The organism is uncultured Lamprocystis sp. (genome assembly GCF_903933125.1).
Classification (GTDB): Bacteria; Pseudomonadota; Gammaproteobacteria; order Chromatiales; family Chromatiaceae; genus Thiodictyon.
Window position 1 is genome coordinate 1 of sequence record NZ_CAIZIZ010000011.1, and the last position, 11,233, is coordinate 11,233.

Here is an 11,233-nt window from a genome sequence, read left to right on the forward strand (position 1 = left end):
CCGCACCATAAGAATTCACCACAAAGGCACGAAGGGCACAAAGAATACAATTATCTTCCTTTGTGCTCTTCGTGCCTTTGTGGTGACTCCTCTTCGGCATCACCGCACCATAAGATTTCACCACAACGGCACAAAGGACACAAAGAATACGATCTTCTTCCTTTGTGCTCTTCGTGCCTTTGTGGTGACTCCTCTTCGGCATCACTGCACCATAAGAATTCACCACAAAGGCACGAAGGGCACAAAGAATATAATCTTCTTCCTTTGTGTTCTTGGTGCCTTTGTGGTGAATCTTCTTCGGCATCACCGCACCGGAAGAATTCACCACAAAGTCACGAAGAACACAAAGAATACAATCTTCTTCCTTTGTGTTCTTTGTGCCTTCGTGGTGAATCTTCTTCGCCATCACCGCGCCCTCTTGGCTTGCTGGAGCCGGGCTTGGCTGACCAGCGCCCGAGTCGCGGAGTAGGACTCCTCGCAGAAGGCCATAAAGGGGCCTTCAAGATCCGGTCTTGGCCAGACTCCGTCCTGGGGGTTCAATTGACCGGCGGCGAGCTGATAGTCCGCCAGGGTGTCGATATAGCGTTTGCGCTCTTGCACATCGATCACCACCGGTAGGTGCCCCGAGCGCAGCACCGGCACATTGGAGAGCAACCGCGCCAGGCGCCCATTGCCGTCCCAGAACGGATGAATGTGCACGAAACCCAGGTGCAGGTGCGCATAGGCCGCGATGGCATCGACCTCGCTCAGGTCCCCCTGGGACAAGCGATTCAGCTCAGCAATCCAAAGGGTCATCAGTGCCGGCACGTCCCGCGGGGCGGCGTACTCGATGAAGGTCTGGCCTCCGTCCGCGCTCACCGCGTAGGTCCCGTTGGGCTCCAGCTTCCAGGCCCCGAAGGGTTTGAAGATGTCCAGGATCACCTCGCTCTGAACGGCCCGATGCAGGTCGAACAGTTGGTCCTGCGTGAACCCCGTATCCAGCCAGCGGTAGATCAGCTCGATCGCGCGGGCGTGCCCCATCACCTCCTGATGGTCCTTCAGCGGCTTGCCCGAGACCGTGAGACCTTCCTCGATGACAAACTTGGTCTCGCCCAGTGTCAGGGTATTGCCCTCGATGGCCGTGGAGCCATGGGTCCAGAGGTCCCGGATTTGGGCCAGCAGGGCCGCGCGGATGTCGGGGTCCAGTCCGTCGAAGGCTGTCAGTGCATTGATATTCATGCGCTCGAAGAATTCACCACAAAGGCACGAAGAACACGAAGGAGAGAAAGAACAGGATTGCTCATCGGTCTGCCCTCATCGCGCCGGAATAGAAAGAGTTCACCACAAAAGCACAAAGGACACAAAGAAGAGCATTCTTCGTCGTGAATTCTCTGATTCATGTGGCTACACCTCGGCCTCGGGGCCTTGGGATTCACCACAAAGGCACAAAGAGCACAAAGAAGAAAAAACTTTGTGTCCTTTGTGCCTTTGTGGTGAATCATCTGGCTCCCACGCTCCAGCGTGGGAGCAAGTCGCGACGCTCCAGCGTCGCGTAGCGCCACGGGCCGCTGGAGCGGCCGGACGGCATTCCCACGCTGGAGCGTGGGAACGAAAAGAATAAGAATTCACCACAAAGGCACAAAGGGCACAAAGATGAATCTTCTTGGTGTCCTTTGTGCCTTTGTGGTGAGTAATCTTCGGCATCACAGTACAGGCACCCCATCGCGGCGGATATTGGCGATCAGCGCCGGGTTGGCGAACTGCTCCGGGTGGGTCCATTCGTCTTCCCAGAACGGGATCGCGTCTACCAGCACGCCGGTTTCGAGCATCACATCGAAGGCGATGCCGGCCATCTCCAGCGCGGCATCGCCGCGCGCGCCCGAGGCGCCGCGCAGCAGCACGGCGATATCCGCGTCGCTCTCGCGGCCCGCATCCTGTCTGGCCCGGCTGCCATACAGCAGGGCGCCCGCCAAGTCGTAGTGTTCGCGCACCCGTTCCAGAAAGAGCCGTGCAGTGTGTTCTGTCGCGCTATCCACGTCATCCTCCGCATTTCAATAGCGATAGGCCGTAAGCCGTCAAAGCGCCTTCCTTCAAGCCGCCCGGTCCCGCCATTCCGTCACCTCGACGATGCTGTGCTTGGCATGGGCTTGCGCGACGCTCATCGCGGCCTCCTTTAGGATTCACCACAAAGGCACCAAGAGCACAAAGAAAAGAAAGCTTTGTGTCCTTTGTGTTTTTGTGGTGAATCTTCTGGTTCATGCGCTACGCCCCGGACTCGGGTTGCGCTCTTTCCAGCAGGTCATAAAGCTGGTCCAGGTCGGGGAACAGGGGCTCACCCGCGCCGTCGAGACCGTCGGTCTTGAGCCGCGCCAGGATCACCCGGTCCAGGCTGTCGTCGCCTGCTTCCAGTGCCTGTTGGGCGGCGATGAGCTGAACTTCGGTGATTTGGCCTTCGATGAGGGATTCGACGAGGAGCTTTGCAGCACTGACCAAGCTTTGTGATAGCCGAATGCCATCTTCACGTGATTTGGTAAGCTGCAGAATATGCTCTGCCTCTTCCAATACATGATCTGGAACGGGCAAACATATCAGCTCATCTTGACCAATCTGGGGCTGTACTGCGCCGTAACTGATCTTGTGCTGAAGCACTTTGCCGGAGGGTGAAGACAGAAATGCAGCCACAGCACATGCAGTTGCTTCGGAATCAAATTCAAGACGAATAAGATGACTACTGATTACGGCTGCCGTATCGCGTCGATCGACCTTAACAGCGGTCCCAATCGATCCCGTTCTTACAACAAGGACACAGCGCTCATTAATATAAGCCTTTCTCGGAATCTCAACATCCGGACTGATTCTTGGCGCAGACGACAGAATCAAACGTCCAGAAGAGACTTCAGATACGGTAACATAGGGAACCCCCTCGGAACAAAAACTCCGCTCCTCGAAGCCATTGGAAATCGACAGCAATAGACTCCCAATGCTTTCGGTTGCGGTTTGTGCCACGCGCAACACTTCCACAGAATGATTGCCGTAATACTTAGCGTCGAGCCGAGCCGTCAATAGGCCTGGTGGTATCCGGCCAGTCATCTTGCTTCTCGTCGCCAACGCCTGTTCACTTTCCGGAGTTTCAACAAACTTGACAAGAGTCGATAGACAACCTTTAGCGCGAGCCCTCAGGCGCTCGGCTTGCCGGACCTTGTCGCCAATGTATCTTTGCAAGTGTCGATCAGGAAGGGATATTAATAGTGTCTTGAAAGGGTTAGGCATTACGTGCCCCTGAATGCCTCCGCTGACAAGACGCAGAGACTGCTCGTACCCATACTTGCAGTTGAAGAAGGTCGATACATAATGCGGATCGTCCACCGTAGTCTTTGGCAGCCTCAGACGAACAATCGTGTTACTGAAGCTGAACACTTCGGGTGTTTGCGGAATAACGCAACAATATCCGATTGTTCCGCTCATGGTATAAACAATATCCCCACTACGGACTTGAATTGACTCCCTCAACGACACACTCGTTAGATCGGTTGTTCGCAGGATGTCGTCATCGAGAAATTCGTTAGGTCGAACATCGGTCGTTCTGATTAACCCAACGCCAGTATGTCCATAGACCACTTGCTTTGGAGTGGCCCCGCAATTACAAAGCCCTGCCAGATCTGAAACTGATTTTCTGTCGATTCCAAAACTCGCTAAGCGCTTTTCGTTTCTTAGAAATCTTGTTGCATAATAGGAGCTATCGAGACGGGCCTCGGTTAGCTCAGAAACAGCGACAAAGTTATAATCGCCCACCAATATCTCCGGCTCGTTTAAAAATCTTTCGGCCAACCGAACGTACGTGGTCGCTGGGAGACCATTTCCGCGCCGACAACGCCCGCCGCTATAGATGAGAGATCGTGCTCATTCGACCCTACGCACCGGCCTCTACTACCTTTCATCTTCTTTGTGCCCTTCGTGCCTTTGTGGTGAATCCTCTTTTTCGCGCCTCTCGCGATCCGCGGACCTAAAGATGGGCATCGCTGCGCTCTGCCCATCCTACAAGACTTTGTGGTGCATCCTACTCGCCCCGCCTATACGCACCGACGATCTTGTCGAGGTCATTCGGCACCCCCGCCGAGTAGTCCTCGATATTGTTCTTGACCACATACCCCAGCGTATCGGCCACCGCCATGAAAACATCGGTCTGCGGCTCAGGCAAAAACCGATTGTGGTCGTCAGCCGACGCATGACGCTTCTGCAGGTACAGGATCGAGGTCTTGGCCCCGGTGCCCGAGAGCTTGAAGGTATCAGACGGCAGCGAGATCACCGCCTTGACGATGGCCTTGCCGCCGACGAACTCCCCAGTCTGCTCGTCCTTCCGCCCCATGATGTACTCCCGCACGTAGCGGTCGCCTGAGTTGCAGAGTACACCGTCGGGCAGGACGATCAACAGCCGCCCACCGGGCTTCAAGAGTTGCAGACAGCGGTCGATGAAGAGCACGGCCGGGTCGATGGAGCCGCCCTTGACCTGCTGCCAGTTGTCCTTACGGTCCGGCTTGCTGCCGAGCGCGAGGCCCCCGGTGCTCGGGTGCAGTTCGTAGCGCGGCTTCTTGCCGCCGGAGACCTTGCGCAGATCCGTGCGAAAGCCGGGCCAGATCGGTTCGCCGTGCTCGTCCTTATACAGATCACCGGTGTCGACCCAGGCCTTGACTGCCCAGTTGTACCAGGCGTTATAGGATTGGACCACCTGCTCCGCCGGCCGGAAGCCGCCCAGGATCTGCTCCATATTGGACTCGTACTGCTTCTTGGAGCCCTGACCCTTGGCGTCAGACCCGAACTTGGGGGTGCCGAAGGGCGGATTGGTGCAGATCAGGCTGAAGCTGTTGGGCTTGAGCGCGCGGGACGTGAGCGAGTTGTCGGTGTAGAAGATCTTGGCCTTGGGGGCGCCCTGCAGGGCCATGTTGACGCGGGCGAGCATGACCATGCGCGGGGCCGAATCCGCGCCGACGAACCCGTGCTCGATGATGTCGCGGTACAGGGGCTCCTTCTCCGCGTCGGGGATGGCCGCGAGCTGAACCCAGATCAGTTGGCGCAGCCGGCTCAGGGCGACTGAGCCGAAGCCGAAGCTGCCGCAGGTGGGATCGCAAAAGCGGAAGTTTCCGGCGGTGAGTTCCTCGATCGACTTGGTGTCCAGCGCGATGTCGTGAAAGGCGATGTCGAGCATGGCCTGCTTCACCGGGTTGGGGGTCAGATAGACACCCAGGCCGCCCTTGGACTCGAAGTTGGCGCGCAGGAAGACATCGAAGACCCGCCCCAGTACGTCGCCGGAGACGTCAGCCAGGGTCCCCTGGTCCTTGCCGGGGAGCGGGCGCCCCTGGTTGTCGGTGACCGGCCCCAAGTCCTGGATCGCCTCCAGCAGGGTCTCGTAGTTGCGCGGCTGGGTCAGGCGCAGGTGGGTCTTGGGGTCGAAGATGGGGCTCTGGGTGCCGGCGTCCGCGGTGATGACATAGTCCGGATGGGACTTGAGCGCATCGAATGCAGCCTGGATCTGCTCCACCGCCAGCGCACCGTGCGCCTTCACATAGGCGAGGCTGAAGACCTCACGGAAGTTGAGTTGCTGCCCCTGATAGTCGAAGCTCAGGCCTTCGCCGTGATGGCAGCGGAAGGACTCCAGGAACAGGAGCTTGGCGACCTCTTCGATGATGTCGTTCTTATCGGAGACGCGGTCCTTGACGTTTTGATAGACCTGCTCGTGGAAGGCGTCGAGCCGGTGCATCAGGCGCGTATAGATCTTCATCGACCAGGTGAAGGTCTGATCCTTGCGCAGCCGCTCGTGCTCCCGGATCAGGCCGATGCCGGGGATCGCATCGACCGACTGGGTGCCGCTGGCACCGAACAGCTCGTAGCAGCGCTCGTGGCTGTCGTCTTTGAGGTGACAGAAGACGGGCCAGGCGTCGCCCGGCAAGGCGGCCAGGAGACCGATGGCCAGGTCGTCGAGCCGCGCCGGTTCGGAAGTGTCCCAGTGCCCGGGTTCCAGGGCGATCAGCAGGATGCGGGGGGTCTCGTTGCCATCGACCTCGCCCCAGATGAGCCCGGCCTGAACGTAGTCCTGATCGCTCGAAAACCCCAAATCACCGCCAAAATCGGCATACTGTTTGCGCAGCGCGCCGTAACGCGCCGCGAGGGTCTCATCCGCCATTCTCATCGTGCTCCGATCGTCTCACTGCAAAGTCTCCAAAGATTCACCACAAAGGCACAAAGTACACCAAGCAATTCTTCTTCTTTGTGTCCTTCGTGCCTTTGTGGTGAACCTCTTTCTGCCGCATGGTACCTGTCATCTGTGGTGAAATGGGGAATCAGCGGACCAGCCGGACCAGGGGCCCGGTCAGGCTGAGCCGCGGGTGGGCCTGCACCGCGGCGCGGATCATGGGGTCGGTCACGACCAACCCCGGCGGCAGCTTGGTGCGCAACTGCGCAAGCGGAACCGGGCCACCCAGGGCCTCCACCACACGGGCGATGGTCTCGCCCAAGTCATCCGTCGGCGGAGCGCCGAGGCCGATCCGGTAGCGCGGATCGTCCCCCTCCCCATCCTGCAGCTCCATGTCCGGGAGGCTGCGCAGCCAGAGGCGCACCTGATGTTTATCCCAGCCCAACCGCTGCCAGAGCAGCGAGCGGTCCTGGCAGACCTGGTCCAGCGTCCGCGCCTTGGCGGCGAGGTCCTTCCTGATCGTCTGCAACTCCATCAAGTTATCCGCCATACCAATTCCTCCCGATGCCAACCCCGCAAGAATTCCTCTCCCCGGCGTCATGCGCGCGCCTCGATCGCCGGGTGGATGGCGTCATAGAGTCGGCCAACCTCGGCGAGCAAGGCGTCCATCCGGCGTCGCGCCGCGTGCCGTTTTACCATGAGGTCCACCAGGCTTAAGTGCCAGCGCTCGGCGAGCCCCTGGTCCGGGACCGGCAAGACCAACTGTTCCACCGCGGCGGGCTGGACGAAGCGCTGGACGCTGCCGGTCGCCAGCCGCGCCCATTGCGCCCGCACCAGCGCGGACTCCATCAACAAGGCGAAGGCGCCCTGAAATCGATGGAAGCACAGGGTGATGAGTTGCTCGCTGGGCAGGATGCACGCGGCGACCGGCTCCGCGACGAAGGCGACCTTGGGATCGGCGGCGAAGGTGGAGAGGAGCACGTCGAATTGCGCCAACGGGCGAACCTGGGTGCGCCAGGCCAGGTCCGTACGGCCGGCGAGCAAGGGGGCGATGCCGAACTGCTGGTCCAGGTCGCTGAGGCGTAGCGCCCGGCAAGTCTGGGGGTTCGCCGCCCGCGGTTCGCGTGGGGCGATCTGGGCCAGTGAACCCAGGGGCGCGGCGCGGCCCGTCTCTTGAAGGGTGCGCGCCGCTTGGTGCTGCTCGGCGACGGCCATGTTGAGTTGATCGCTCAGGTCTTCGGGTGCGAACCGGGCCCAGCGGCGGGTCGCGAGCGACCCGCTCATGAAAGGAGCAAGGTTCGGCAGACCCTCCGCGAGCCAGTCGGCGACCGCGCGACGCAGTCGGAACAATTGCTCGAAGCCCTGGCTGTCGCGATTCAGTGCCTCGAAGTAACCCTGCGCCAGGGTCTCCATGCCGTCGGGCTTGGGCGCGATGGGCATGCCGGCGAGATGGCGCAGGCCCACGCGCACCAGATCGGTGATGCTGCCCGAGGTCTCCAGATACTCGCGGTAGTGTGGCTGATTCAGGCAGTAGGCGGTCCAGAGGGCCTGTGCGGGCGCCAATCCGCGAATGATGCCGAGGTTGGCGTCCACCGGGTGGCGGCGGTGCAGCTCGCTGACCAGGGCCGCGCCGACGCTGCCGACCCGGCGCAGAATCACGTCCACGGGCTGGACGCAGAAGGGCACGTCCGCCAAGAGCGGCGGCCGCCAGTGCTCGGCCTCGGTGCGCAGTTCCATGGGCTCGATATGGCGCAGGCGGTAGACGGGTGTGCACTCGATGCGCGGGTCGTAGCCGCTCGCTGCCGGGTTGCTGCTGATCCGCCAGCCGTCCAGGCAGCACCCAAGGCGCCCCAGGGGCGCCCACGCGCCAGCGTGGCGGCCGAGCCACGCAGCGCGGGAGAACTGGTAGTCAGGCCGCCAATCATCGGCAAGCATGACTTGGTCCGCTGCGATCCAGTCTGCCTTCAATGTCCTTCTGCCTTAGATGCTTGGCTTGAAAGGGATGCACACGCCTGGGTACATGGCCGCCCCCTAAGTTGCCCTGCGTGCCGACTTGTTCCCTACCTTAGTCTTGCATCAGTAGTGCGTCAAGAAAAGATAGATGCGAGTCTGGACGCGTTTATGAATTTGGTGTTCAAATAGGCACTGACCAGGGAGCGGTGCGCAGGGTCCTTCAGAAGGAAGTGCACCAGTGACCAGGCGTAGGGGTAGGCGATGTCGTTGCCGAGGCGGTTCCAGTCGTCCCGATCCATCGCCACGAAGGTGCGCAGGGCCGGGAGGGTGCCGAAGCGGTGCAGCCGGGCGATGTTGTCCAGGTTCTGGACCGGCGCGGGGGCGGTGGCATAGGACTGTTGGAAGCGCCGTTCGCCGTCGATGACGGTCAGGCGGACATGCAGCGGCTGCACCCCATGCAGGGCCAGGCCCTTTGCCAGGAAACGGAAGACGCCGTCGATGTTGGCCGGCAGCGCCGTCTCGAAGGCGTTGTCCCCTGCCCCGCCGACGAAGCGGTAGTCACTGGAGAACATCCCGACCCCACCCTCCGCCGTCAGACCGACGACCTGGGCGTCCGCGTCCCGCGGTGGCTGATCGCTGAAGGCGGGTCGGCCGTCGGCATCAGTCCAGCGATAGACCTCCTGTTGGGTCTTGTGCGTCGGGTTCGCCGCCCCGCCGGGGCGACAGGCGTGACCAATGCCGTCCTCGGCATACCGGGTGCCGTCTGTGGTGGGCACCGACGGCGGCGGGGCCGCGATCGGCCGCGGCAGGAAATGGGCGATCTCAAACTCTGAACCGAAGGCGGCGATACGCAGATTCCTGCCGCCAAGGGCCGCCGTCGTCTCCTACAGACCGAGCATCTTCACGTAGCCGCGCCGCTGGTCCTCGGTGGATACCAGCCAGACCAGAGCCACTGAGAGGACGACCGCGAGGGCCAGACGCAACACCTCGCAAAACCTGGCCATGCCATGCCCCTCGTTGCCTCCTCCCAGCGTTGATCATTGGTGTTCGGATCGATACCCGCACCGGTTATGAGCATGCGCGAGTTTGCGCAGCGGTTCGCACCGGAACTCATTGCCGCCTAGCCAATGAATCCTGATCCCGGCGGCAGCCTCGATCATCCTGTCGGCCTGCGGCGACCTGAAGAAATCTCTCACGGAGACACGGAGAATTCATTTTTCTTCTCCGTGTCTCCGGTTTCACGGCGACGCGCCGGCCCGCGCTGCAGGCCCCAGAGCGGTGCCTTCAGCGACCCAGGATACTCCGCCAACCGCCGCGGCTGGGCAATACCAGAGCCCAATCAATGCCAGACCCGGTCGTAAAACCGCGCTCCACGCTTAACGCCTGTCCGACCGGCCATCCCAGCGAGTCGAAGGCAGCGACCGCCCACCGATAGGCGGTGTTCGGCGCCAGGGCCTGGGACGGCGGGACCTGGACCGAATACGATGCCTCACCATTCGGCGCGATCGGACGCTGGAAGACCATATCGCCGCTGGTCGCGTCCGTGATCGCCAGCATGTAAAACGCGGCCCCGGTGATCCCGGTGGTGGTGAAGTTGAAGCCGGGCTGCAAGGACACGCCCGTCGCCTGATCAGCCGGCCCACCGGTCAACACCGGCACCGCATCGAATACATGGATGGTCCAGAGCAACATCCGGGTCTGACCATTGGATGGATCGGTGACGGTGATGTGCAACTGGTGCGGGCCGCTATTCAGGCCCTCATTCCCACCGACCGGGGTCGTGTAGACATACTCCCCGCCATCCTGCACAAGGTTCAACCATGACTTGCCGGACTGCGTCATGTCCATAACCGAAACGGCGAGCGTACCGCCGGTGGTGCTGCCGGCAGGGACCACCAGGTCTAAGGTCACTCGCCCGTCCGCTTGCCGGTACGCCAGCGTGTCACCTTCACCCATCATCATCGGCGGTGTATTCGGCCAACTGGCGACGGTAAAGCGAAACACCTGGGCGCTGGCCAACGGGTTGCCGGCCAGGTCCGCGATGCTCTGGGCGAGCTCGACGCGGTAGGTGTGGCCCGCCTGCCAGCGCCCGCCCTGCGCGAAGGCCCGGTCGATCTCGATCTTGGAGCGCGCGCCGTCCTCGGCGACCCAATCCTTGTAGAGATGCACCTCGACCTGGCTATCCCCGGCCGTCTCATCAAAGACCCGCACCGCGGCCGGGAGGATGGTGTCGGGGTTCATGTTTTCGGAGAAAAAAACGACAATGGGCTCCCACTCCAATCCGAGTGACAAATTGGCCGGGCGCGTCTGCACCACCGTCGGGGCCGTGGTATCCCCCGCACCGGTGTTGAAGCTCACACTGAAGGGCGCCGCCAGGGACGCTGTCACAATATTGCCTTCCCTGGACAGCGGGATTCCAGCCAAAAAAGCAAACCCGGTAGCTACCGGTCAACAACGCGCCGCCGAGGCGGTAAGTCCCGTTGGCAGCGGTGACGGCGCCGGTCGGCCACTGTTTTGTATTCCCGAGATCGGCGCGTACTTGGATACCGGATACACCGTTACCGGCCGCATCTCTCACGGTACCGGTAATGGTGCCGCCCTGGGCGACGGTCGCTACCCCCAGCAATAACCAGAGTGTCGCCAGGACGAACCACATGCTATCAGGCCCATGGTGTTTCGTGGTCATAGCCGGGGCATCAATCAATCGTGTTTCATTCATTGGTCTGAGATCTCCATGTCAACAGGCGTTATAGCGATCCCCGCAGCCCGCGCCGGCCTCGATCAAGCTTCCGGCCACTTGGGCTCGCCGGGTGCGTAGTCAGGCCATCCTGGCCTGACACCGTCAGGGCTGGAAGCCCTGACTACGCACGCCGCCGGCCGGGACTACGATCAAGGCCCCCGCGCCGGCGCCAGGGTGAGAACGGTGGAAACGTGCATCGACGATGCTGGGGGAAACGCCCGAACAAGCGCCGGGGCAGCAGTTCCAAATTTGGGTGGCTCCAGCCGGCGACATGTCGGCGGCGAGGCCGATGGTGGATGCGCTACGCTTATCCACCCTACAGAACCTGCTCCGCTGTAGGGTGGATAAGGCGCGCCGCTCGGTGTCAGGACCCC

Annotated in this window: 10 protein-coding genes and 2 pseudogenes; all 12 read right to left on the reverse strand. The window is 61.3% G+C overall.

Going from position 1 to position 11,233, the window contains the following annotated elements; all coding sequences use genetic code 11:
- The coding region (locus QZY03_RS00590; RefSeq protein WP_295577126.1) for a hypothetical protein at positions 1-406 on the reverse strand (406 nt) is incomplete at its 3' end.
- Positions 406-1,218 carry a Fic family protein gene (locus QZY03_RS00595; RefSeq protein WP_295577129.1) on the reverse strand — a complete coding sequence of 271 codons (813 nt, stop codon included), beginning with the start codon at positions 1,216-1,218 and terminating at the stop codon, positions 406-408. The genes QZY03_RS00590 and QZY03_RS00595, both read right to left, overlap by 1 nt.
- A gap of 464 nt (positions 1,219-1,682) precedes the next feature.
- Positions 1,683-2,015, reverse strand: coding sequence for a nucleotidyltransferase domain-containing protein (locus QZY03_RS00600; RefSeq protein ID WP_295577131.1), 333 nt, complete (start codon positions 2,013-2,015; stop codon positions 1,683-1,685).
- Between the two features lies 1 nt (position 2,016).
- Positions 2,017-2,238, reverse strand: coding sequence for a hypothetical protein (locus QZY03_RS00605; protein ID WP_295577133.1), 222 nt, complete (start codon positions 2,236-2,238; stop codon positions 2,017-2,019).
- Between the two features lie 3 nt (positions 2,239-2,241).
- Complete coding sequence (locus QZY03_RS00610) at positions 2,242-3,771, reverse strand: hypothetical protein (protein WP_295577135.1); 1,530 nt, start codon at positions 3,769-3,771, stop codon at positions 2,242-2,244.
- A 265-nt stretch (positions 3,772-4,036) separates the two neighbouring features.
- Entirely contained in the window at positions 4,037-6,157 is a 2,121-nt protein-coding gene (locus QZY03_RS00615; protein WP_295577136.1) for an N-6 DNA methylase, read from the reverse strand.
- Positions 6,158-6,314: 157 nt separating this feature from the next.
- Positions 6,315-6,716: a hypothetical protein gene (locus QZY03_RS00620; protein ID WP_295577139.1), complete on the reverse strand. Its 402-nt coding sequence runs from the start codon at positions 6,714-6,716 to the stop codon at positions 6,315-6,317.
- Positions 6,717-6,763: 47 nt separating this feature from the next.
- A complete protein-coding gene (locus QZY03_RS00625; protein WP_295577141.1) occupies positions 6,764-8,101 on the reverse strand; it encodes a hypothetical protein in 1,338 nt (445 codons plus the stop codon).
- 152 nt (positions 8,102-8,253) lie between these two features.
- Positions 8,254-8,895 carry a DUF4124 domain-containing protein gene (locus tag QZY03_RS00630; protein WP_295577143.1) on the reverse strand — a complete coding sequence of 214 codons (642 nt, stop codon included), beginning with the start codon at positions 8,893-8,895 and terminating at the stop codon, positions 8,254-8,256.
- 508 nt (positions 8,896-9,403) lie between these two features.
- Positions 9,404-10,507: an Ig-like domain-containing protein gene (locus QZY03_RS00635; protein ID WP_295577145.1), complete on the reverse strand. Its 1,104-nt coding sequence runs from the start codon at positions 10,505-10,507 to the stop codon at positions 9,404-9,406.
- A gap of 55 nt (positions 10,508-10,562) precedes the next feature.
- Positions 10,563-10,838 (reverse strand): annotated as a pseudogene (locus QZY03_RS31895) (carboxypeptidase-like regulatory domain-containing protein); the annotation flags it as partial.
- Between the two features lie 123 nt (positions 10,839-10,961).
- A pseudogene (locus QZY03_RS00640) lies at positions 10,962-11,233 on the reverse strand (hypothetical protein); the annotation flags it as partial.

What these genes read in the sequence shown, in the direction of transcription:
- QZY03_RS00595 (WP_295577129.1), bottom strand. Translation starts at nt 1,218, where the DNA reads ATGAATATCAATGCACTGACAGCCTTCGACGGACTGGACCCCGACATC.
- QZY03_RS00605 (WP_295577133.1), bottom strand. Translation starts at nt 2,238, where the DNA reads ATGAACCAGAAGATTCACCACAAAAACACAAAGGACACAAAGCTTTCT.
- QZY03_RS00615 (WP_295577136.1), bottom strand. Translation starts at nt 6,157, where the DNA reads ATGGCGGATGAGACCCTCGCGGCGCGTTACGGCGCGCTGCGCAAACAG.
- QZY03_RS00620 (WP_295577139.1), bottom strand. Translation starts at nt 6,716, where the DNA reads ATGGCGGATAACTTGATGGAGTTGCAGACGATCAGGAAGGACCTCGCC.
- QZY03_RS00625 (WP_295577141.1), bottom strand. Translation starts at nt 8,101, where the DNA reads ATGCTTGCCGATGATTGGCGGCCTGACTACCAGTTCTCCCGCGCTGCG.